The organism is Streptomyces antibioticus (genome assembly GCF_002019855.1).
Classification (GTDB): Bacteria; Actinomycetota; Actinomycetes; order Streptomycetales; family Streptomycetaceae; genus Streptomyces; species Streptomyces antibioticus_B.
Genome location: NZ_CM007717.1, coordinates 2,124,409 through 2,146,486, shown reverse-complemented (window position 1 = coordinate 2,146,486; position 22,078 = coordinate 2,124,409). Strand labels below are relative to the sequence as shown.

23 protein-coding genes are annotated in these 22,078 nt (G+C 71.9%); 13 read left to right on the top strand and 10 right to left on the bottom strand.

Going from position 1 to position 22,078, the window contains the following annotated elements:
* On the bottom strand, positions 1–1,074 hold the full coding sequence (locus AFM16_RS09550) for a DEDDh family exonuclease (RefSeq protein WP_107419052.1): 1,074 nt from the start codon (positions 1,072–1,074) through the stop codon (positions 1–3).
* A 152-nt stretch (positions 1,075–1,226) separates the two neighbouring features.
* Between AFM16_RS09550 and AFM16_RS09545 the strand changes: the two genes are divergently transcribed.
* On the top strand, positions 1,227–1,964 hold the full coding sequence (locus tag AFM16_RS09545) for a VIT1/CCC1 transporter family protein (protein ID WP_030791017.1): 738 nt from the start codon (positions 1,227–1,229) through the stop codon (positions 1,962–1,964).
* A 106-nt stretch (positions 1,965–2,070) separates the two neighbouring features.
* The gene (locus AFM16_RS09540) at positions 2,071–3,114 is read left to right on the top strand and encodes a zinc-dependent alcohol dehydrogenase family protein (protein WP_078633038.1); all 1,044 of its coding nucleotides are present in this window, start codon (positions 2,071–2,073) and stop codon (positions 3,112–3,114) included.
* On the opposite strand, the gene AFM16_RS09535 is transcribed toward AFM16_RS09540, so the two are convergent.
* A complete protein-coding gene (locus AFM16_RS09535) occupies positions 3,104–4,498 on the bottom strand; it encodes a CoA transferase (protein ID WP_078633037.1) in 1,395 nt (464 codons plus the stop codon). The genes AFM16_RS09540 and AFM16_RS09535 overlap by 11 nt on opposite strands.
* A 120-nt stretch (positions 4,499–4,618) precedes the next feature.
* Positions 4,619–6,163, bottom strand: coding sequence for a S8 family serine peptidase (locus AFM16_RS09530; RefSeq protein ID WP_030791008.1), 1,545 nt, complete (start codon positions 6,161–6,163; stop codon positions 4,619–4,621).
* A gap of 331 nt (positions 6,164–6,494) precedes the next feature.
* On the opposite strand from AFM16_RS09530, the gene AFM16_RS09525 reads away from it, so the two are divergent.
* The 3 genes from AFM16_RS09525 (at position 6,495) to moaA (ending at position 9,628) form a co-directional block, all read left to right on the top strand.
* Positions 6,495–6,851 carry a DUF485 domain-containing protein gene (locus tag AFM16_RS09525; protein ID WP_030791006.1) on the top strand — a complete coding sequence of 119 codons (357 nt, stop codon included), beginning with the start codon at positions 6,495–6,497 and terminating at the stop codon, positions 6,849–6,851.
* Positions 6,848–8,476: a monocarboxylic acid transporter gene (locus AFM16_RS09520; protein WP_030791002.1), complete on the top strand. Its 1,629-nt coding sequence runs from the start codon at positions 6,848–6,850 to the stop codon at positions 8,474–8,476. Before AFM16_RS09525 ends, AFM16_RS09520 begins: the two co-directional genes overlap by 4 nt.
* A 162-nt stretch (positions 8,477–8,638) precedes the next feature.
* Complete coding sequence (gene moaA / locus AFM16_RS09515; protein WP_078633036.1) at positions 8,639–9,628, top strand: GTP 3',8-cyclase MoaA; 990 nt, start codon at positions 8,639–8,641, stop codon at positions 9,626–9,628.
* A 35-nt stretch (positions 9,629–9,663) separates the two neighbouring features.
* On the opposite strand, the gene AFM16_RS09510 is transcribed toward moaA, so the two are convergent.
* Entirely contained in the window at positions 9,664–9,879 is a 216-nt protein-coding gene (locus tag AFM16_RS09510) for a hypothetical protein (protein ID WP_030790989.1), read from the bottom strand.
* Between the two features lie 187 nt (positions 9,880–10,066).
* Positions 10,067–10,420 carry a DUF3099 domain-containing protein gene (locus AFM16_RS09505; RefSeq protein WP_030790986.1) on the bottom strand — a complete coding sequence of 118 codons (354 nt, stop codon included), beginning with the start codon at positions 10,418–10,420 and terminating at the stop codon, positions 10,067–10,069.
* Between the two features lie 202 nt (positions 10,421–10,622).
* Here AFM16_RS09505 and AFM16_RS09500 point away from each other — a divergent pair, with 202 nt between their 5' ends.
* Positions 10,623–10,901, top strand: a complete 279-nt coding sequence (locus tag AFM16_RS09500) for a GlsB/YeaQ/YmgE family stress response membrane protein (RefSeq protein ID WP_030790984.1) — start codon at positions 10,623–10,625, stop codon at positions 10,899–10,901.
* Positions 10,902–10,949: 48 nt separating this feature from the next.
* On the opposite strand, the gene tyrS is transcribed toward AFM16_RS09500, so the two are convergent.
* The 3 genes from tyrS to AFM16_RS09485 form a co-directional block, all read right to left on the bottom strand.
* A complete protein-coding gene (gene tyrS / locus AFM16_RS09495) occupies positions 10,950–12,218 on the bottom strand; it encodes a tyrosine--tRNA ligase (protein ID WP_078633035.1) in 1,269 nt (422 codons plus the stop codon).
* 62 nt (positions 12,219–12,280) lie between these two features.
* Complete coding sequence (locus AFM16_RS09490) at positions 12,281–13,675, bottom strand: metallopeptidase TldD-related protein (RefSeq protein WP_030790980.1); 1,395 nt, start codon at positions 13,673–13,675, stop codon at positions 12,281–12,283.
* Complete coding sequence (locus tag AFM16_RS09485; RefSeq protein WP_030790978.1) at positions 13,672–15,195, bottom strand: TldD/PmbA family protein; 1,524 nt, start codon at positions 15,193–15,195, stop codon at positions 13,672–13,674. Before AFM16_RS09485 ends, AFM16_RS09490 begins: the two co-directional genes overlap by 4 nt.
* Before the next feature lie 269 nt (positions 15,196–15,464).
* Here AFM16_RS09485 and fabG point away from each other — a divergent pair, with 269 nt between their 5' ends.
* From fabG to AFM16_RS09470, 3 genes are all read left to right on the top strand, one after another.
* Positions 15,465–16,169, top strand: coding sequence for a 3-oxoacyl-[acyl-carrier-protein] reductase (fabG, locus tag AFM16_RS09480; protein WP_030790975.1), 705 nt, complete (start codon positions 15,465–15,467; stop codon positions 16,167–16,169).
* A gap of 5 nt (positions 16,170–16,174) precedes the next feature.
* Entirely contained in the window at positions 16,175–16,942 is a 768-nt protein-coding gene (gene fabI / locus AFM16_RS09475; protein WP_030790972.1) for an enoyl-ACP reductase FabI, read from the top strand.
* A 126-nt stretch (positions 16,943–17,068) separates the two neighbouring features.
* A complete protein-coding gene (locus AFM16_RS09470) occupies positions 17,069–17,422 on the top strand; it encodes a hypothetical protein (RefSeq protein WP_078633034.1) in 354 nt (117 codons plus the stop codon).
* Here the strand turns inward: AFM16_RS09470 and AFM16_RS09465 are convergent.
* The gene (locus AFM16_RS09465; RefSeq protein WP_030790966.1) at positions 17,403–18,092 is read right to left on the bottom strand and encodes a FadR/GntR family transcriptional regulator; all 690 of its coding nucleotides are present in this window, start codon (positions 18,090–18,092) and stop codon (positions 17,403–17,405) included. The two genes, AFM16_RS09470 and AFM16_RS09465, sit on opposite strands and share 20 nt — an antisense overlap.
* A 70-nt stretch (positions 18,093–18,162) precedes the next feature.
* On the opposite strand from AFM16_RS09465, the gene AFM16_RS09460 reads away from it, so the two are divergent.
* From AFM16_RS09460 to AFM16_RS09450, 4 genes are all read left to right on the top strand, one after another.
* Complete coding sequence (locus AFM16_RS09460) at positions 18,163–19,521, top strand: CynX/NimT family MFS transporter (RefSeq protein WP_078633033.1); 1,359 nt, start codon at positions 18,163–18,165, stop codon at positions 19,519–19,521.
* Positions 19,522–19,568: 47 nt separating this feature from the next.
* Complete coding sequence (locus AFM16_RS39920; protein ID WP_254876575.1) at positions 19,569–19,679, top strand: SGM_5486 family transporter-associated protein; 111 nt, start codon at positions 19,569–19,571, stop codon at positions 19,677–19,679.
* A gap of 180 nt (positions 19,680–19,859) precedes the next feature.
* Entirely contained in the window at positions 19,860–20,069 is a 210-nt protein-coding gene (locus AFM16_RS09455; protein WP_078633032.1) for a hypothetical protein, read from the top strand.
* Positions 20,070–20,184: 115 nt separating this feature from the next.
* On the top strand, positions 20,185–20,703 hold the full coding sequence (locus AFM16_RS09450) for a SixA phosphatase family protein (protein WP_030790957.1): 519 nt from the start codon (positions 20,185–20,187) through the stop codon (positions 20,701–20,703).
* 71 nt (positions 20,704–20,774) lie between these two features.
* On the opposite strand, the gene serB is transcribed toward AFM16_RS09450, so the two are convergent.
* Positions 20,775–21,986 carry a phosphoserine phosphatase SerB gene (gene serB / locus AFM16_RS09445; RefSeq protein WP_078633031.1) on the bottom strand — a complete coding sequence of 404 codons (1,212 nt, stop codon included), beginning with the start codon at positions 21,984–21,986 and terminating at the stop codon, positions 20,775–20,777.
* Between the last annotated feature and the right edge of the window lie 92 nt (positions 21,987–22,078).

Genomic DNA, 22,078 nt, shown 5'->3' with positions numbered 1-22,078 from the left:
TCACCGGTCTGCGGCCGCTTCCTCTCCGGCTGCGGGCGCGTCGTCACCCGTCGTGGGCGTGTCGTCCCCCGCCGCGGGCTCCACGTCCCGCAGGAGCTGGCCGAAGGCGGCCTCGTCGACGACCGGGGTGCCGAACTGGCGGGCCTTCACCACCTTGGAGGTGTGCGAGTCGGGGTCGTTGGTGACCAGCAGGCTGGTCAGCCGGGACAGGCTCGTCGCCACATGCAGCCCCGCCTCGGTCGCACGGTCCTCCAGCAGTTCGCGGTCGACCGAGGTGTCACCGGAGAACGCGATCCGCATGCCCTGTTTGAGTCTTTTGCCGTCTTCGTAACGCCCCGGGTTGGGGTGGGGGCAGGCGGGCCGCTTGCGGGACGGCCGCCAACTCGTCGGCCGGTACCCGCCGCCGTACCCCCCGTACCCGCCCCGGCCGCCGGCCTGCTGCCCGATCCGGGGCGCCGGCCGGTCCTGCCACTCCGTCAGCGGGCGGCACTCCAGCAGCGGCAGCCGGACCCCGCCCGCCGCCGCGGCCCGCAGGCTCGGCCGGAACGCCTCCGCGAGCACGCGCGCGTCGTCCAGCGCGTGGTGCGCCCGCTGCTGGACGACGCCGAAGTGGGCGGCCAGCGACTCCAGCTTGTGGTTGGGCAGCGGCAGCCGCAGCTCCTTGGAGAGCGCGATGGTGCACAGCCGCTGCCGCACCGGCGCCTCGCGCTCCGCGCGCGCGTACTCCCGCGCGATCATCTGCCAGTCGAAGACCGCGTTGTGCGCGACGAGCACCCGGCCCGCCAGCCGCTCCGCGAACTCCCCGGCCACCTCCCCGAACAGCGGCGCGCCCTCCAGCACGTCGCTCGTCAGACCGTGGATCCACACCGGTCCCGGATCGCGCTCCGGGTTGACCAGCGTGTACCAGTGGTCCTCGACCTCACCGCGCGCGTCCAGCCGGTAGACGGCGGCGGAGACGATCCGGTCGTCCCGCGCCAGGCCGGTGGTCTCCACGTCGACGACCGCGTACCCCTGGGGATACGCGGCCGGCCACTCCGTGGGGGAGGGCGCTGTGGTGGTGTGGTCTTCGAGCATGGTCCATGAGGATACGGGCCCGCACTGACACCCCGTCGCACACGCCCCCGCCCGAGGGCACGGGAAGCACCCCGGACCGTACGGGAGTTCGCGGCACGCGCGCGTGGCCGCGTGGACGGGGACGCGCGCCTCGGTGTGCGACGCTCCGTCCTGTGACGGAACGCGCGACGCCGACGACGGCCCCGGACGAGCCACACGACGAGGCCCACGAGGGCGCCCTGGGCACCCGTCTGAACTGGCTGCGCGCCGCCGTCCTCGGCGCCAACGACGGCATCGTCTCCACCGCGGGCCTGGTCGTCGGCGTGGCCGGGGCGACGGCCGACCGCGAGGCGCTGCTGACGGCCGGACTGGCCGGTCTGATGGCCGGCTCGATGTCCATGGCGGCGGGGGAGTACGTGTCCGTCTCCACCCAGCGCGACTCCGAGAGGGCCGCCCTCGCGCAGGAGCGGCGCGAGCTGCGGGAGCGGCCCGAGGCCGAACTCGCGGAGCTGGCCGGTCTGCTGGAGCGCCGGGGCCTGACCCCCGAGGTGGCCCGCGAGGCCGCCGTACAGCTCTCGGAACGCGACGCCCTGCGGGCCCACGCGCGCGTGGAGCTGGGCATCGACCCCGACCATCTCACCGACCCCTGGCACGCGGCGTGGGCGAGCTTCCTCGCGTTCACGGCGGGCGCCCTGCTGCCGCTCCTCGCCATCGTGCTGCCCCCGTCCGGCTGGCGCGTCCCGGTGACCGTCGCCTCGGTCCTCCTCGCCCTCACCTGCACGGGCTGGACCAGCGCCCGCCTGGGCGCGGCGGCACCGGGACGGGCGGTCCTGCGCAATGTGGCGGGCGGGGCGCTGGCGATGGCGGTGACCTACGCGGTGGGCAGCCTGCTCGGCGCGACGGGGGTGTGACCAGGGCTCATGGAGCGGAGGGCGTGGGGGACGGCGTACCGTGAAGTGCGCCCGACCACCCCCTGGGCGCACGCACCGACGCACCCGCACGAGAAGGACCCTCGCCATGCGCGCCACCACCATCCACGCCCCGTTCGACATGAGGGTGGAGGACGTCCCCGAGCCCGTGGTGCAGTTGCCCACCGACGCCGTGGTGCGGGTGCTGCGCGCCTGCATCTGCGGCAGCGACCTGTGGGCGTACCGCGGCGAGGCGGCCCGGCAGCCGGGGCAGCGGATCGGGCACGAGTTCCTCGGCGTGGTCGAGGAGACCGGCTCCGAGGTGAGCACGGTGCGCGCCGGCGATCTGGTTGTCGCGCCCTTCATGTGGTCCGACGGCGTGTGCGACTACTGCCGTGAGGGCCTGACCACGTCCTGCGAGCACGGCGGCTTCTGGGGCTCCGTCGGCTACGACGGCGGCCAGGGCGAGGCCGTCCGGGTGCCCTTCGCCGACGGCACCCTCGTCACGCTCCCCAAGGACGCCGTCTCCGACGAGCGCCTGCTGTCCGCGCTGCTCACCCTGTCCGACGTGATGGGCACCGGCCACCACGCCGCCCTCGGCGCGGGCGTCCGGCCGGGTGCCACCGTGGCCGTCGTCGGGGACGGCGCCGTCGGCCTGTGCGCGGTCCTCGCCGCCCGCCGGCTGGGCGCCGAGCGGATCATCGCCCTCGGCCGCCACCAGGTCCGCACCGACATCGCCCGGCGCTTCGGCGCCACCGACGTCGTCGCCGAACGCGGCGAGGCCGCCGTCGCCGCCGTCCGGGACCTCACCCGCGGCCAGGGCGCGCACGCCGTCGTCGAGGCCGTCGGCACCGAGCAGTCCATGCGGACCGCCGTCGACATCACCCGCGACGGCGGCGCCATCGGCTTCGTGGGCGTCCCGCACGGCAGCGGCACCGGCCTCGACCTCGACGTCATGTTCGACCGCAACATCGCCCTGCGCGGCGGAGTCGCCCCGGTCCGCGCCTACATCCCCGACCTGCTGCCCGACATCCTCGACGGCACCATCGACCCGTCCCCGGTCTTCGACCTCACCATCGACCTCGAAGGCGTCCCGGCCGGCTACAAGGCCATGGACGAACGCACGGCCCTGAAGGTCCTGATCACCAACTGACCCACCGCACCGGGTCCGTCCCCCACGGGCCCGGCGGGTGCGTCCAGTTCTCCGGGCCGCCCTCGAAAGATACCGGCGGCCGTGCGTGCCGCAGGCGTCCGAGGGGGCTGGTGGTCTCGGTGAGCCAGGGGGCCGGCGCGTCACCTTCGGCGAAGTCCCCGGTGGCCCCGCCGTCGCCGTCGGACAGGAGCCATGCCGCCGTGCGTGCCAGCGCCACCCGCACGAACCGGCCGCCGCCGCCCCCGTCGTCGTACGACCGCTCCGTCAGGGCGCGGAGTACGGCCGCCGCCAGCAGGTAGCCGCTGCCGTGGTCGAGGGCCTGTGCGGGGAGCGCGCCGGGGTGTTCCGGTGATCCCTCGACCGCGGCGATGCCGGTGGCCACCTGGACCAGGCTGTCGAAGCCACGCCGTCCGCCCCACGGCCCGTACGCGCCCCAGGCCGACACCTGCGCCACCACCAGCCCGGGCCGGCGCTCGGCCAGCGCCTCGGGGGAGAGGCCGAAGCGGTCCAGGGCACCCGGCCGGTAGCCGGTGACGACGACGTCCGCCGCCGCCAGCAGCTCCTCGAAGGCGCGCCGGTCCGCCGTCAGGTCCAGCACCGCCGACCGCTTCCCGAAGCCGGTGTCGGCGTGCTGGTCGGGCAGTTCCGCCAGCCAGGGCGCGTCGAGCCGCAGGACGTCCGCGCCGAGCAGCGCGAGGGTACGGGTGGCGACCGGACCGGCCAGGACCCGCGTCAGATCCAGCACCCGCAGCCCGGCGGCGGGCAGCAGGGGAGCACCGGCGTCCCGGCGGGGGAGCGGGGGCAGCGCACGCGCGGGTGCCCCGTCCAGCGGGATCCGCTCGATCAGCGGGCGTTCCGCGACGGCCACCGCCTGCGGGTGCGCCGCCCACTGCCCCGGGGTGCGCAGGGCGACGGCCAGACCGCCGGCCGCGGTCACCGTCTCCTCCACGTCGAGCGCGGACCGCCCGGCGAGCACCGCCTCGACGGCCGCCGGGTCCTCCGGTACGTCCAGCGCCCTGAGCAGCCGCTCCCGGTGGTGCGGATAGTTGGCGTGGGTGCGCACCCAGCCGTCGGCCGTCCGCCAGAACCGCGACAGCGGCGCGAACAGCGTGGGCGCCCGCCCGTCGATCCGCAGATGCCGCTCACTGGTGAACGCGGCGGCCACCGCCCCGTCGTCCACCCGCACCGCGGGCACCCGCGCCAGCCCGGCCCGGCGCGCCCCCAGCTCCGCGGCGGCGAGCGCGCACACGCCCACACACGCGCGTGCCAGCTCCCCCACGGGCAGCCGGGCGGACAACGGCCCCTTCCCCACGACGGTCGACACGCGCGTGAGGAGGGCGGGATCGCCGCCCAGCTCCGACCAGGCGAACTTGATTTCCGTCATGACCGCATCATGCAGTATTGATTCAAGACCCCGATCAATCAACATATGGGGGTCCCCGGCACGGGAAAGGGCCGGACGGATGTCCCCGCCCGGCCCCTTTGACCTCGTCCCCGCGCGCCCCTACTTCACCGCACGCAGCGCGTTCACGATGCCCCAGCCGTAGAAGCCGTTGACCCGCGCGTTGCCGGCGCAGGTCGCGTCCTGGGTGCCGTTGCCGTCCTGGTCGTACGACTCCGGGCAGCCCGGGTTGTCCGCCTGGGCCTTGAGCAGTGCCTGGAGCTGCGCCGGGGTCGCCCACGGGTGCTCGGACTTCAGCAGCGCGGCGACGCCCGCGGCGTGCGGCGAGGCCATCGAGGTGCCCTGGAGGAAGCCGTAGGAGTTGTTGGGCATCGTCGACAGGATGCGGCCGTTCTTCGACGGCGTGTCCGGGATCTGGTAGCGCCCGTCACCGCCCGGCGCGGCGATGTCGACGACACCCTTGCCGTACGTCGAGTAGTACGACTTGAGCTTGTTCACGCCCGTCGCGCTCACCGTGACGACGCCCGGGAGCTGCGTGGGTATGTCGAAGCACGCGTGCGGGTCGATGGTCCGCTCGTACGGCGTGGTGTCGTTGGGGCTGCTCGCGTCCACGATGGCGTCGGAGTCCAGGTCGTGGTTGGAGTTGCCCGCCGAGGCCAGGTTGAGCGTGCCCTTCTTCTGGGCGTAGAGCTGGGCCCGGTTGACCGCGTCGACGATGGCCTTCTGGTCCGGGTCGTCCAGGCAGTTGTAGAGCCACGGGTCCACGTAGTAGCTGTTGTTGGTGATCTCGACACCGTGGTCGGCGGCGAACACGAACGCGCAGACGACGTTCTCCGGGTAGAACAACCCGGTGTCCGGGTCGCTGACCTTGATGCCGGACACCTTGACGCCCGGCGCGACACCGGCGACACCGACGCCGTTGCGGGCCGCGGCGATCTCACCGGCGACATGCGTGCCGTGGTAGTCGTCCGCGGTGTACGGCCGCCAGGCGCCCGGCGTGGTGTCCGCGACCCCGCCGACGCAGTTCGCCGACTGGGACGCGGAGAAGTTCGGCGCGAGGTCCGGGTGGGTGTCGTCCACGCCGGTGTCGATCACGGCGACGGTCACCTTGCGGCTGCCCGGGTTGATCTTGGCGGCCTTGTCGGCGCCGATCGCCCGCAGGTCCCACTGGTCGGCCTCGAGGGGCTCGCTCTCGGGGGTCGCGGCGGACGCGGCGCGGATCTTCTCGGCCTGCGCCTTCGACAGCACCTGCACGGCACCCTCGTCGGTGGTGCCGGCGGCGGTCAGCGCCCCGGTGCGGGTGGCACCGGCCGACTGCACACCGCGCACCGCGCGGATCTTCGGCCCGAAGTCCGCGGCGGCCGAGTGCGCGACGATGACACCGATGCGGTCGTACGTCGCGACGACCGTGCCGCCGGCCTTGGCGATCGCCTTCCGCACCGACGCGATGGTGCGGTGGTCCACCTTCGTGTTGACGACGTACGCCAGGTTCACGCCGTCGGCCGTGGAGGTGGCGGACGCCGAGCCGGCGGTCGTCGTGGCCGGCGCCGCCGTGGCCGCCGTCGGCAGGAAGCCGAGGGAGGCGGTCAGCGAGAGCACGACGGGCACCGCGAGCACGAGGCGGCGTCTGGAAGGCAGATGAGCCATGGGGTCTCCACATCATCCGGAAACGGGACCGTGCCCGGGACGCAGGTGACGTCTGGGCAGGTACATGACGGGTGTTGCTCCGCCCGAAGCTATCTCCCCGACTCACCGGCCAGCAACGGCCTTTGACGACGAGTTAGGACGCGTTACGGCGTGAAGTCGACGCAACCCCTCGAAACGTCCCCTCACGACGGGCGTTCGGCGACATCCGACGACTTTCGAAACAACCCGATCGTGTTGAACCGGTCCTTGCGCGCCGCCGTGACCTTGGACAGGGAGCCCGAGGACGATCGAGCCTCCCCGTCCACCGCCACCCGCAACGCGAGGAGACTCCGTGGCCACCGAGACACCGCCCCCCTCGAAAACCCCAGCGCGGCTGCCCTCCACGGAGGAGTTCGTCGCGGTACAGGAGAGCGCGGAGTTCGGTGAACTGCGCCGCTCCTACCGGGGCTTCGCCTTCCCGCTGACCGTCGCCTTCATCGCCTGGTACCTGCTGTACGTCCTGCTCTCCAACTACGCGGGCGACTTCATGGGCACCAAGCTCTTCGGCAACATCAACGTGGCCCTCGCCCTCGGCCTCGCCCAGTTCCTCACCACGTTCCTCATCGCCTGGTGGTACGCGCGGACCGCCGCCGCGAAGTTCGACCCCAAGGCCGAGGCCATCAAGTCCCGGATGGAGGGCGGCGCATGAGCCCCGTACAGCACACCACCCTGCTCGCCGCGGGCGAGGCCGGCGAGCACCGGCCCCTGATCATCACCCTGTTCGCGGTGTTCGTCGCCGCGACCCTCGTCATCACCGTGTGGGCCGGCCGCCAGACCAAGGACGCCGCCGACTTCTACGCCGGCGGACGCCAGTTCACCGGATTCCAGAACGGCCTCGCGGTCTCCGGCGACTACATGTCCGCCGCGTCCTTCCTCGGCATCGCGGGTGCCATCGCCCTCTTCGGCTACGACGGCTTCCTCTACTCCATCGGCTTCCTGGTCGCCTGGCTCGTCGCCCTGCTGCTGGTCGCCGAACCGCTGCGCAACTCCGGCCGCTACACGATGGGTGACGTGCTGGCGTACCGGATGCGCCAGCGCCCGGTCCGTACCGCGGCCGGCACCTCCACCATCGTGGTCTCGATCTTCTATCTGCTGGCCCAGATGGCGGGCGCGGGCGTCCTGGTCTCCCTGCTCCTCGGCATCACCAGCGACGCCGGCAAGATCGGCATCGTCGCCCTGGTAGGCGTCCTGATGATCGTCTACGTGACCATCGGCGGCATGAAGGGCACCACCTGGGTGCAGATGGTCAAGGCGGTCCTGCTGATCGCGGGCGCCCTGCTGCTCACCTTCCTGGTCCTGCTGAAGTTCGACTTCAACATCTCCGACCTGCTCGGCAGCGCCGCAGACAACGCCGGCAAGGGCTCGGCGTTCCTGGAGCCCGGCCTCAAGTACGGCGCCAGCGGCACCACCAAGCTGGACTTCATCTCGCTCGGCATCGCCCTGGTCCTGGGCACCGCCGGCCTGCCGCACATCCTGATCCGCTTCTACACCGTCCCCACCGCGCAGGCCGCCCGTAAGTCGGTCATCTGGGCCATCGGCCTGATCGGCGCCTTCTACCTGATGACCCTCGCCCTCGGCTTCGGCGCCGCCGCGCTGATCAAGCCGGACGAGATCATCGCCTCCAACAAGGCCGGCAACACCGCCGCACCCCTGCTGGCCCTGCATCTGGGCGGCGTGGACTCCAACTGGGGCGCGATCCTGCTGGCCACCATCTCCGCCGTCGCCTTCGCCACCATCCTCGCGGTCGTCGCGGGCCTCACCCTGGCCTCGTCCTCCTCCTTCGCCCACGACATCTACGCCAACGTGATCAAGAAGGGGCAGGCCAGCGAGAAGCAGGAGATCAACGCGGCCCGCTGGGCCACCGTCGGCATCGGCGCCGTCTCGATCCTGCTGGGCGCCCTCGCCCGCGACCTGAACGTCGCCGGCCTCGTCGCCCTCGCCTTCGCGGTCGCCGCCTCCGCCAACCTCCCGACGATCCTCTACAGCCTCTTCTGGAAGCGCTTCACCACCTCCGGAGCCCTGTGGTCGATCTACGGCGGCCTGGTCACGGCGGTCGGCCTGGTGCTGTTCTCACCGGTCGTCTCCGGCAAGCCCAGCTCGATGTTCCCGGACGTCGACTTCCACTGGTTCCCGCTGGAGAACCCCGGCATCATCTCGATCCCGGTCGGCTTCCTGCTGGGCATCGTCGGCACCCTCCTGTCGAAGGAACAGCCCGACAAGGACAAGTACGCCGAACTGGAGGTCCGCTCCCTGACGGGCACCGGAGCCCACTGACCCCCCACCCCTCCGGGGGGCGCGGCCGCGTCGTCGGGATCGTAGAGATCTACGACGCGGCCGCGTCTTGCCTCGTGGGATCGGGAACTGTCGTTGTCGGTGGCGTCACGTAGGCTCGCAGGGGACGGAGAAAGCGATCCACCGCGCGGGAGGGGGCCCCACGTGCTCATCGACACCTATGGCCGAGTGGCCACCGACCTGAGGGTCTCGCTGACCGACCGCTGCAACCTGCGGTGCACGTACTGCATGCCCGAAGAGGGCCTGACGTGGCTGGCCAAGCCCGACCTCCTCACGGACGACGAGATCGTCCGGCTGATCGGCATAGCCGTCTCCCGGCTCGGCATCGAGGAGGTCCGCTTCACCGGCGGCGAACCCCTGCTGCGCCCCGGCCTGGTCGGCATCGTCGAGCGGGTCGCCGCCCTGACCCCCCGCCCCCAGATGTCCCTGACGACCAACGGCATCGGCCTCAAGCGCACCGCCGCCGCCCTCAAGGCCGCGGGCCTGGACCGGGTCAACGTCTCCCTCGACACCCTCCGCCCGGACGTCTTCAAGGCCCTCACCCGCCGCGACCGCCACCGGGACGTCCTCGACGGCCTCGAAGCCGCCCGCGCCGCGGACCTGACCCCCGTGAAGGTCAACTCCGTCCTGATGCCGGGGCTCAACGCCGACGAGGCCCCCGACCTCCTGGCCTGGGCCGTCGCGAACCACTACGAGCTGCGTTTCATCGAGCAGATGCCCCTCGACGCCCAGCACGGCTGGAAGCGCGAGGGCATGGTCACCGCGGGCGACATCCTCGCCTCGCTGCGCACCCGCTTCGACCTCACCCCCGAGGACCAGGACGAGCGCGGCTCGGCCCCGGCCGAACGCTGGCTGGTCGACGGCGGCCCGCACCGCGTCGGCGTCATCGCCTCCGTCACCCGCCCGTTCTGCGCCGCCTGCGACCGCACCCGCCTCACCGCCGACGGCCAGATCCGCACCTGTCTCTTCGCCCGCGAGGAGTCCGACCTGCGCACCGCCCTGCGCTCCGACGCCTCCGACGAGGAGATCGCCCGCCTGTGGCGCCTCGCCATGTGGGGAAAGAAGGCCGGTTCAGGTCTGGACGACCCGGGCTTCCTCCAGCCGGACCGCCCGATGTCGGCGATCGGCGGCTAGGAGAGATCGGCGGCCAGAAGGCGATCGGCGGGCGGCTAGGAGCCGGCCTGCTCCCACTCCGCGAGCGGGACGACGTCCTTCAGGAAGCCGCGCACACCCAGGAACTGCGACAGATGCTCGCGATGCTCCTCGCAGGCCAGCCACGTCTTGCGGCGCTCCGGCGTGTGGATCTTCGGGTTGTTCCAGGCGAGCACCCAGACGGCGTCGACACGGCAGCCCTTGGCGGAGCAGATCGGGGTCTCGTCAGTCACAGGTCCGTCTCACAGATGCGCACACAAAGGCGACGCCGAGCAGCCACGGGGGGAGCTGCCCGGCGTCGGTCCGTCGCTCCGACGGGGGATGCGGAGCGCGTACGAAGTATGTCACGGCCGACCCTTCGCAGGGGACCTCATCAGCATGATTGATCTGAGCTTTTATTGAGGTTCGCGCACGGTCCGTTCACGGCCCCGGGGATTCCGCGACGCGCTCCTCTTCCCCGTCCGCCCGCGGCGGCGAGATCACCGGCCTGACCGGCGTACTCATGAACGTCGACGGCAGCCCCGGCGCGTTCTCCCGGCCCGCGTTGGCGATCACCACCGCGACATAGGGGAGCAGCATCCCCAGGACGAGCGCCACGAACGCCACATGCCGTTCCACGTTCCACAGCACCGCCGCCAGGATCACCGCCAGCGTGCGGATCGACATCGAGATCACATACCGGCGCTGCCGGCCCCGCACATCGTCCTGGAGCCCCTGGCGGGCACCGGTGATCCGGAACACCTGGACGTCGCCGCCGCCACCCTGCTTCCGCATCGCATTCCACCGTCCGCCCACAGCACGTTCACCCCGGTCCTCCACCGTACGCCGCGCCTGCGCCGCGTTCGAGACCGGGTCGCCTCCCGGCCGGGCGAACCTTCTGCGCCGTACCGCGTACGGCCGCACCCGACATGCGCCGTACGGCCCACGGTCCGAGACTGAGGGCAATGCTCACGTCGAGCCGTACAAGGAGGCAGCCATGGGCTGGTTGTGGGCCATCATCGTGGGATTCGTGCTCGGTCTGATCGCCAAGGCGATCCTGCCCGGCAAGCAGCACAGCCCCCTCTGGCTGACCACCATCTTCGGCATCCTGGGCGCCATCATCGGCAACGCCGTCGCCCGCGGCTTCGGCGTCGAGGAGACCTCCGGCATCGACTGGTGGCGCCATCTGTTCCAGATCGTCGCCGCGGTCGTGGTCGTGGCCCTGGGCGACATGGCGTACATGGCGACCCTGGGCAAGAACAAAGAGCGCGCCTGACACGGGTGAGGGGCGCGGGAATCCCGCGCCCCTCACCCATGTCCACGCTCAGGCCCCGGTGACCTCGACGGCCGCCAGGTTCTTCTTGCCCCGCCGCAGCACCAGCCACCGCCCGTGCAGCAGATCCGCGGTGTCCGGCACCGCGTCCTCGGCGGTCACCTTCGCGTTGTTCACGTAGGCGCCGCCCTCCTTCACGGTGCGGCGTGCGGCGGACTTGCTCGCCACCAGACCGACCTCGGCGAACAGGTCCACGACCGGCGCCGGCTCGGCGACCCGGATGTGCGGCACCTCGGACAGCGCCGCGGCCAGCGTCCGCTCGTCCAGGTCGGCCAGCTCGCCCTGCCCGAACAGGGCACGGCTCGCGGCGATCACCGCGGCCGTCTGGTCCGCGCCGTGCACCAGCGTCGTCAGCTCCTCGGCCAGCGCCCGCTGCGCCGCCCGCGCCTGCGGCCGCTCACGCGTCTGCTCCTCCAGCTCCTCCAGCTCCGCGCGGGAGCGGAAGGACAGGATGCGCAGGTACGTCGAGATGTCCCGGTCGTCCACGTTCAGCCAGAACTGGTAGAACGCGTACGGCGTCGTCATCTCCGGGTCGAGCCAGACGGCGCCGCCCTCGGTCTTGCCGAACTTGGTGCCGTCCGCCTTGGTCATCAGCGGGGTCGCCAGCGCGTGCACGTTCGCGTGCGGCTCCAGCTTGTGGATCAGGTCCAGACCGGCCGTGAGGTTGCCCCACTGGTCGCTGCCGCCCTGCTGGAGCGTGCAGTTGTAGCGCCGGAAGAGCTGGAGGAAGTCCATGCCCTGGAGGATCTGGTAGCTGAACTCGGTGTAGCTGATGCCCTGGTCGGACTCCAGGCGGCGGGCCACGGAGTCCTTCGTCAGCATCTTGTTGACGCGGAAGTGCTTGCCGATGTCCCGCAGGAACTCGATCGCGGACAGCCCGGCCGTCCAGTCGAGGTTGTTCACCATCACGGCCGCGTTCTCGCCCTCGAAGGACAGGAACGGCTCGATCTGGCCGCGCAGCTTGTCGACCCAGCCCGCCACCGTCTCCGGCGCGTTCAGTGTGCGCTCGGCGGTCGGGCGCGGGTCGCCGATCAGACCCGTGGCCCCGCCGACCAGCGCCAGCGGCCGGTGCCCGGCCTGCTGGAGCCGGCGCACGGTGAGCACCTGCACCAGATGCCCCACGTGCAGGGACGGCGCGGTCGGGTCGAAGCCGCAATAGAACGTGACGGGACCGTCCGCGAGCGCCTTGCGCAAGGCGTCCTCGTCGGTGGACAGGGCGAACAGGCCCCGCCACTTCAGCTCGTCGACGATGTCCGTCACGGTTCTCGTATCTCCTCGATGGTCTGCTTGCTCGTGGGCGGCCCAAGGCCGCGGGTACGAGGTTATACGCCCTGACTGACAGAGCTCATATTGAAGTCCGGCACCCGCAGCGCGGGCATCGCGGCCCGGGTGAACCAGTCGCTCCACTCCCGCGGCAGCGTCTTCTCGGTGCGCCCCGCCTCCGTGGCCCGGCCCAGCAGCCCGACCGGCGACTCGTTGAACCGGAAGTTGTTCACCTCGCCCACCACCTCGCCGTCCTCGACCAGGTACACGCCGTCCCGGGTCAGGCCGGTGAGCAGCAGGGTCGCCGGGTCCACCTCGCGGATGTACCACAGGCAGGTCAGCAGCAGCCCGCGCCCGGTGCCCGCCACCATCTCCTCCAGCGAACGGTCCGCGCCGCCCTCCAGGATCAGGTTGTCCCCGGCCGGCGCCACCGGCAGACCGGTCAGCCCCGCGCTGTGCCGGCTGGTCGCGAGGTGCCTCAGCTCGCCCTCGCCGATCCACTCCGTGGCCCGCAGCGGCAGCCCGTTGTCGAACACGGACTGGTCCCCGCCCGAGGAGTGCGCGATGACGAACGGCGCCGACTCGAGGCCGGGCTCGTGCGGATCGCTGCGCAGGGTCAGCGGCAGCTCGGACAGCTTCTCGCCCAGACGCGTGCCGCCGCCCGGCTTGGAGAACACCGTGCGGCCCTCGGCGGCGTCCCGGCCGGACGCCGACCAGAACAGATAGATCAGCAGGTCCGCGACGGCCGTCGGCGGCAGCAGCGTCTCGTACCGCCCGGCGGGCAGCGCCACCTTCCGCTCGGCCCAGCCCAGGCGTACGGCCAGTTCGGCGTCGAGCGCCCCCGGGTCGACGTCCTTGAAGTCCCGGGTGGAGCGGCCCGCCCACGCCGAACGCGTCCGGTCCGGCGACTTGGCGTTCAGCTCCAGCGTCCCGTTCGGCTGGTCGTGCCGCAGCCGCAGTCCCGTCGAGGTGCCCACGTACGACGTCACCAGCTCGTGGTTGGCGAAGCCGTACAGTTCCCGGCCGCCCGCACGCGCGCGTGCGAACGCCTCGCCGAGCGCCGGGGCGAAGTCCACGAACACCGCCGACGACGTCTCGGCCGGGCCCTCCGTGAAGTCGGGGGACTCCGGCACCGCGGTGACCAGCGGCTGCGCGTCCTCCGCCGGGGCGGCGCCGCGCGCGGCGGCCTCCGCGGCCCGCACCAGGGGCTCCAGGTCGTCCGCCGTCACCGCGGACCGCGAGACGACCCCGGAGGCGGTGCCCTCCTTGCCGTCGACGGTCGCGATCACGGTGAGGGTGCGCCCGCGCGTGACGCCGTTGGTGGTGAGGGCGTTGCCCGCCCAGCGCAGGTTCGCCGTGGACTGCTCGTCGGCGATCACGACACAGCCGTCGGCGCGGGACAGTTCGAGGGCGCGCTCGACGACCTCGTGCGGCTTGCTGGTACGCGCGCTCATCGACCGGCCTCCTGCGTGGTGTTGAGGATGTTGACTCCCTTGAACAGCGCCGACGGGCAGCCGTGCGACACGGCCGCCACCTGTCCCGGCTGGGCCTTGCCGCAGTTGAACGCGCCCCCGAGGACATACGTCTGTGGCCCGCCCACGGCCGCCATGGACCCCCAGAAGTCGGTGGTCGTCGCCTGGTAGGCCACGTCCCGCAACTGCCCGGTGATCCGCCCGTTCTCGATCCGGAAGAACCGCTGCCCGGTGAACTGGAAGTTGTACCGCTGCATGTCGATGGACCACGACCGGTCCCCGACGACATAGATCCCGCGGTCGACACTGCCGATGAGGTCCTCGGTCGACATGCCCGCCGGATCCGGCCGCAGTGACACATTGGCCATGCGCTGCACCGGCACATGGCCGGGGGAGTCGGCGAAGGCACAGCCGTTGGACCGGCCGAGGCCGGTGAGGCGCGCGATCCGCCGGTCGAGCTGGTAGCCGACGAGCGTGCCGTCCTTCACCAGGTCCCAGGACTGGCCCTCGACGCCCTCGTCGTCGTAGCCGACGGTGGCCAGGCCGTGCTCGGCGGTGCGGTCACCGGTGACGTTCATCAGCTCCGAGCCGTACTTCAGCTTGCCGAGCTGGTCGAAGGTGGCGAAGGAGGTGCCGGCGTAGGCGGCCTCGTAGCCGAGCGCCCGGTCCAGCTCGGTGGCGTGCCCGATGGACTCGTGGATCGTCAGCCACAGGTTGGACGGGTCGACGACCAGGTCGTACAGCCCCGGGTCCACGCTCGGCGCGCGCATCTTCTCGGCGAGCAGCTCCGGCATCCGCGCCAGTTCCTCGTCCCAGTCCCAGCCGGTCCCGGTGAGGTACTCCCAGCCGCGCCCGACCGGCGGTGCGATGGTGCGCATCGAGTCGAACTCACCGCTGGACTCGTCCACCGACACCGCCGTCAGCGCCGGGTGCAGCCGTACCCGCTGCTGCGTGGTGACCGTCCCGGCCGTGTCGGCGTAGAACTTGTTCTCGTGCACGGTGAGCAGCGAGGCGTCGACATGGTTGATCCCGTCGGCCGCCAGCAGCCGCGCGCTCCACTCCGCGAGCAGCGCCGACTTCTCCTCGTCGGGCACGGTGAACGGGTCGATCTCGTACGACGACACCCAGGTCTTCTCGGCGTGCACCGGCTCGTCCGCCAGCTCCACCCGCTCGTCCGACCCCGCCGCCTGGATCACCTGCGCGGACAGCTTGGCCATCGCCACCGCCTGCGAGGCGACCCGGGCCGCCGCGTCCATCGTCAGATCGACACCCGAGGCGAACCCCCAGGTCCCGCCGTGCACCACCCGCACCGCGTACCCCAGGTCCGTGGTGTCCGACGACCCGGACGGCTTGGCGTCCCGCAACCGCCACGAGGCACTGCGCACCCGCTCGAACCGGAAGTCCGCGTGCTGCGCCCCGAGCGCCCGCGCCCGTGCGAGCGCGGCATCGGCGAGGGCCCTCAGCGGTAGTGCCAGAAATGACTGATCGACCTCATGGGCCACGAGGGCCTCCCCTTGTCACGGTTGCAAGAGACGGATGTGTGTCGCAGTGAATCATGCAGGGCCGACACACCGTCATCCAACGAATTCGGTCGTCCCCGCGACGCGGCACCGACTGTAGGAATCCGACAGCCAGCTCTACGAGCCACTGTCGGTGCCCGAATGTCCGCGTGCCGGAGCGGACCGATAGGTTTCGAGGTAAACCGCCTGCCGTCCGGATTCCGGGCGGATGTGTCGCGGATGTGTCTGACCCCTAGCGAAAGGGTGATCCGTTGAGCCGCTCGGTTCTCGTCACCGGAGGAAACCGGGGCATCGGCCTCGCCATCGCCCGAGCGTTCGCCGACGCCGGCGACAAGGTCGCGATCACGTACCGCTCGGGCGAGCCCCCGGCCGGTTACCTGGCCGTGAAGTGCGACATCACCGACCCGGAGCAGGTGGAGCAGGCGTACAAGGAGATCGAGGCCGCGCACGGCCCGGTCGAGGTCCTCGTCGCCAACGCGGGCGTGACCAAGGACCAGCTCCTCATGCGGATGTCCGAGGAGGACTTCACCTCCGTCATCGACACCAACCTCACCGGCACCTTCCGGGTGGTCAAGCGCGCCAACCGCGCGATGCTGCGCGCCAAGAAGGGCCGCGTCGTGCTGATCTCCTCGGTCGTGGGGCTGCTCGGCTCCGCCGGGCAGGCCAACTACGCCGCCTCCAAGGCCGCCCTCGTCGGCTTCGCGCGCTCCCTCGCCCGTGAGCTGGGGTCGCGCAACATCACCTTCAACGTCGTCGCACCCGGCTTTGTCGACACCGACATGACCAGGGCGCTCACCGACGAGCAGCGCGCGGGCATCGTCTCGCAGGTGCCGCTCGGCCGGTACGCGCAGCCGGAGGAGATCGCCGCGACGGTGCGGTTCCTCGCCTCGGACGACGCCTCGTACATCACTGGAGCCGTCATCCCCGTTGACGGCGGACTGGGAATGGGTCACTGATCACCATGAGCGGAATTCTCGAGGGCAAGCGCGTCCTGATCACCGGTGTGCTGATGGAGTCCTCCATCGCCTTCCACACCGCCAAGCTGGCCCAGGAGCAGGGTGCCGAGATCATCCTGACCGCGTTCCCGCGGCCCACCCTGACCGAGCGCATCGCCAAGAAGCTGCCGAAGCCCACCAAGGTCATCGAGCTGGACGTCACCAACGACGAGCACCTCGGCCGGCTCGCGGACATCGTCGGCGAGGAGCTGGGCGGCCTCGACGGCGTCGTCCACTCCATCGGCTTCGCCCCGCAGGACGCCCTCGGCGGCAACTTCCTCAACACGCCGTTCGAGTCGGTCGCCACGGCCATGCACGTCTCGGCGTACTCCCTGAAGTCGCTCACCATGGCCTGCCTGCCGCTGATGCAGAACGGCGGCTCGGTCGTCGGCCTCACCTTCGACGCGCAGTACGCCTGGCCGCAGTACGACTGGATGGGCCCGGCCAAGGCCGCCCTGGAGGCCACCAGCCGCTACATGGCCCGTGACCTGGGCAAGCAGAACATCCGCTGCAACCTCATCTCGGCGGGCCCGATCGGCTCCATGGCCGCCAAGTCCATCCCGGGCTTCGGCGAGCTGGCCTCCGTGTGGGACACCCGCGCCCCGCTGGAGTGGGACCTGAAGGACCCGGAGCCGGCCGGCAAGGGCGTCGTCGCCCTCCTGAGCGACTGGTTCCCGAAGACCACGGGCGAGATCATCCACGTGGACGGCGGTCTGCACGCCATCGGCGCCTGACGTCCCCCTGTCCGTGTCACCCGTCCGGCCTATCAGGCCGGGCGGGGCACGGCCCCGGACAGGCACGCTTGGAGTACGCGTTCACCCACATGCTCCCCTCCCCAGCTCTGCCGAGGAGGTTCCCTTGTGCGCCTGTTCCGTAGCCTCGCCCCAGCAGTCGGCATCGCTGTCGCCCTCGTCCTCTGTCTGCCGTACGAGGCGCTTCCCCACGCGCGTGTGGAGCCCGCCGGACCGGCCGCGCGGCCCGAACCGTTCGGCGCGGAGTGCCGTACGACCGTCCGCGGCTCCCAGGTCGTCGCCTACTGCCACAACGCCTACGCCGAGACCGACCGGGTCCGGCTGCACATCGAGTGCGACCGCTGGTGGGACCTCGACTCCGACGGGGCGCCCGCCGACGCCGGGCCCGCGGTGACCGTCCGGCTGACCGGCCGCTGCTGGAAAGAGGTCCGCTCGGCCTGGGTCAGCCACCAGAGGGGCTGAACCGTCCCGGGCGGCACAGGAACGGATAGCCGGCCGCCTCGGCCGCCGCCGTCTCCGTGTCGCCCGCGCGGATCGCGTCCACCAGCCGCGCGTGGTCCATGTGCGTCTCCGGCGTCAGCTCCTCGCCGACGTCCTCGCGCAGCCAGTCCCGCAGCACCTCGCCCAGATCGGCGTACATCGCCGTCATCACGTCGTTGTGGGAGGCGGCCACCACCGCCAGGTGGAAGGTCGCGTCGGCCGTCACGAACGCCTCCGCGTCCCCCGACTCCCACGCCTCCTCGCGCCGCACCAGCAGCGCGTCCAACTGCTTGAGGTCCTTCTCGGTACGGCGCTCGGCCGCCAGCCGCGCCGCGCTCGACTCCAGCGTGGCGCGCAGCTCGGCGATGTGCCGGGGGTCGGCGTCCGCGAAACGGCGGTGCATCACACCGGCCAGCTCACTCGTGGCGACGACATACGTCCCCGAACCCTGCCGGATGTCCAGCAGGCCGTTGTGCGCGAGCGCCCGGACGGCCTCACGGACCGTGTTGCGGGCCACGCCGAGCTGTTCGACCAGCTCGGGCTCGGTCGGGATGCGCGCGCCGACCGGCCACTCGCCCGAGGTGATCTGCTGGCGCAGCGCGGCGATGACCTGCTCGGACAGCGCCGAGCGGCGGGGGTGACTCAGGGCCATGGCACACCTTCGCACGGACGGGACGGATCGGGCGCGCCCGAGGATGGACAACCAATCATCCCATGATTCTATGATGGGCGGCATGGCGCGCGAGGAAACCCGGACCAGCATGTCCACCCCGATACGCCGGACCCCGCCCGGAGGCCCGGCCGCGGGTGACGGCCCGCATCCGTCCCCGCGCGCGTGGACGGCCCGGCTGCTCATGGCGGGCATCGTGCTGGCCGCCCTCAACCTCCGCCCCGCCATCACCAGCCTCGGCGCCCTCCTCGAAGAGGTCCGCGACGGGCTCGGCATGAGCGCCGGCCTGGCCGGACTGCTCACCTCCGTGCCGCCGCTCTGCTTCGCCGTCTTCGGCATCACCGCCCCGCGCCTCGCCCGCCGCTTCGGGCCCGCCGCCGTGGTGTGCGCCGGGATGGCCGCCATCGCCGCGGGCCTGGCCATCCGGCCGTACGCGGGCGGTACGGCGGGATTCGTGGCCGCCTCCGCCCTCGCGCTCATGGGCATCGCCGTCAGCAACGTCCTGATGCCGGTCATCGTCAAGCGCCACTTCCCCGACCGGGTCGGCTCCATGACCGGCCTGTACTCCATGGCCCTGGCCCTCGGCACCTCCACGGCCGCCGCGGTGACCGTCCCCATGACCGATGCCCTGGGCGGCAGTTGGCGCACCGGCCTCGCCGTCTGGGCGGGCCTGGCCGCGGCCGCCCTGCTGCCCTGGCTGCCGTTCGTCCGGCAGCGGCGGGAGCCGGGCACGCATGCGGGTGCGGGTGCGGAGAACCCTGCGCGCACCGCTTCCGCCGCGGCCGCGCCCGGCGGGACCGAGGAGCTCGCCGCCCGGCCCCCGCTGCCCATCACCCGCAGCCGTACCGCCTGGGCGCTCGCCGTGTTCTTCGGGCTCCAGGCCACCGCCGCCTACATCACCATGGGCTGGATGGCGCAGATCTTCCGGGACGCGGGCGTGCCCGCCGCCACCGCCGGACTGCTGCTCGCCGTCACCATGGTGATGGGCGTGCCGCTGTCCTTCGTCATCCCGCGCCTGGCCACCCGGCTGCCGCGCCAGGGCCCGATCGTCGTCGTGCTCGGCGTCTGCGGCCTCGCCGGGTACGCCGGCCTGTACCTCGCGCCCGCCGCGGGCGCCTGGGCCTGGGCCCTGCTGCTCGGCATCTCCAACTGCGCCTTCCCGCTGGCCCTCACCATGGTCGGCATGCGCGCCAGGACCGGGGCCGGAGTGGTCCGCCTTTCGGCGTTCGCCCAGAGCACCGGCTACCTCATCTCGATCCCCGGCCCGCTCCTGGTCGGCGTGCTCTACCAGCACAGCGGCGGCTGGGGACTGCCGCTGGCGCTGATGGCGGCCCTGATGATCCCGCAGACGGTCGTCGGCGTCCTCGCGGGCCGCGACCGTACGGTGGAGGACGAGACCGCGGCGCGCTGACGCCCCCCGCCGCGGGCGGTACGCGCGCGGAGTGGGACACTGGGGCCATGCTCGACCCGAACCCCCAGAACGGCCAGAAGAAGATGCTGCTCGTCTTCGGCTCGTTCCTCGCCATCTTCGTGATCATCGCCGTCATCGCGACGATCGCCTCGCCCTGACGACCGCCTTCCCCCGGGCCGATGTGACCCGGGGTGGGGTTAACCCCCCTGTCCCCTAGGGGGCGAGGGTCAGGGTCAAGTGGGTGGATCTCCGGATGGGCCCGGGGCCCCGCCGTCCGTACCTTCGAGATGTGACCGCACAAGGCGGCCACGGACCCTCGGAGACCCGCGGAGGCACCCATGGCGGCCCAGTCGCACACCCGGCCCCACCCGGCCGCCGCCCGGTGCGGCGCCGCCACCCGGCTGCCCTGGTGGGCCCTCGCCCTGCCCACCCTCGCCTTCGTCGCCCTGCTCGCGCTGATACTCAACCCGGCCGACGCCCACGCGGCCGGTGGCGACCCCGCGCTCACCCAGCTCGTCGAGCGGGTGCGCGAGCTGGTGGCGCGGTAGCCGCGCCGGCCGTGGCGATCACGCCCCGGCGCGCTCTGCTCGGCCCCGGGACGGCGCGAAAGCCGCATGTCAACTCCCTGCGCCCCATGGCCTGTTTCATGCGAAGCTGGGAGCCATGAGCGTCGCAGAACCCCGCAGGATCGTCATCTTCCGCCATGCGAAAGCCGACTGGTCACAGGAGACCGACCATGAGCGGCCGCTCGCCGAGCGGGGCCGCCTGGACGCGGCAGCCGCCGGCCGCAGGCTGGCCGAGACCGGAATCTCCTTCGACCTGGCCCTGTGCTCCACCGCGGTCCGGACCCGCGAGACCTGGAAGCTCGCTGTCCACGAGCTGCCGCACCGGCCGAGAACCGTCTACGAGGAGCGGATCTACGAGGCGTCCCCGGGCGAGCTGATCACCCTGCTCAACGAGACCCCGGAGGACGTCCGTGACCTCGTCCTGATCGGCCACAACCCCGGTGTCCACGGTCTCGCCGACATCCTGGCGGGCTCCGTCGAGGGCGACGCCGGCAGCCGGATGAACCGCCACGGCTTCCCGGCGGCCTCCTTCGCCGTCCTGACCTTCGACGGCTCATGGAAGTCCCTGGAACCGGCCGGGGGCACCCTGGTCGACTTCTGGGCGCCGTTCGAGTGAACCGGCGGGCCTGCTGAGCCCCGCACGCGCGAGGGCCCGGCGCCGCGTCCGGCGCCGGGCCCTCGCCTCGCTCAGCCCTCGTCGTGGGTGTCCGCCGCCTCGACCTCTTCGCGGGTGACGCCCAGCAGATACAGCACGGTGTCCAGGAACGGCACGTTCACCGCCGTGTGCGCCGCCTCCCGTACGACGGGCTTGGCGTTGAAGGCGACACCGAGACCGGCCGCGTTCAGCATGTCCAGGTCGTTGGCGCCGTCGCCGATCGCCACGGTCTGCGAGAGCGGTACGCCCGCCTCGGCGGCGAACCTGCGCAGCAGCCGCGCCTTGCCCGCGCGGTCCACGATCTCGCCGGTCACCCGCCCGGTCAGCTTGCCGTCGACGATCTCCAGCGTGTTGGCCTGGGCGAAGTCCAGCCCCAGCCGCTCCTTCAGATCGTCGGTGACCTGCGTGAACCCGCCCGATACGACCCCGACCTGGTAGCCGAGCCGCTTCAGTGTCCGGATCAGGGTGCGGGCGCCAGGCGTCAGCCGCACCTCGGTGCGCACCTTCTCCACGACCGAGGCGTCCAGCCCTTCCAGCAGCGCCACCCGCGCGTGCAGCGACTGCTCGAAGTCCAGCTCGCCGCGCATCGCGGCCGCGGTCACCTCGGCGACCTTGTCCTCGCAGCCGGCGTGCGCGGCGAAGAGCTCGATCACCTCGTCCTGGATCAGCGTGGAGTCCACGTCCATCACGACGAGCCGCTGGGCCCGCCGGTGCAGGCCCGCGTCCACCACGGCGACGTCCACGCCGAGCGCGGCCGCGTCCGTGACGAGGGCGGGGCGCAGTTGTGAGGTCTCCACACCGGAGATCGCGAACTCGACGGCCGTCACGGGGTACTTGGCGAGCCGGAAGATACGGTCGATGTTGCCGCCGGCCTTGGTGATCCGGGCGGCGATCGCGGCGGTGGCCTCCGCGGTCAGCGGATGCCCGAGCACGGTCACCAGGGAGCGGCCCAGGCCACGCGGGCGGTTGTCGCCGCGGCCCGAGATGATCTCCGCCTGCATCTTCATCGACTCGGCCCAACTGTGGACCGTCGACCGCAGGTCACCCTCCAGCCCGTGCGGCGGCTCGGTCACGAGCGCGCACAGCACCATACGGCCACGGGTGACGACCTGCTCGATGTCGACCACGTCGACGGAGAAGGCCGCGAGGGTGTCGAAGAGACCGGCCGTGATGCCCGGCCTGTCCTTGCCGAAGATCTTGACGAGGAGAGTAGGGACGTCTGAGGACGAAGTCTGCGCGCTCATGATGTACCCCACCGTATCCGGCACCCAGTGCCGCGCGCCGCCCAGGTCCGCCTGCCGGACAGGGAACAGTGGGCGACACCCGGGTGAAGCGC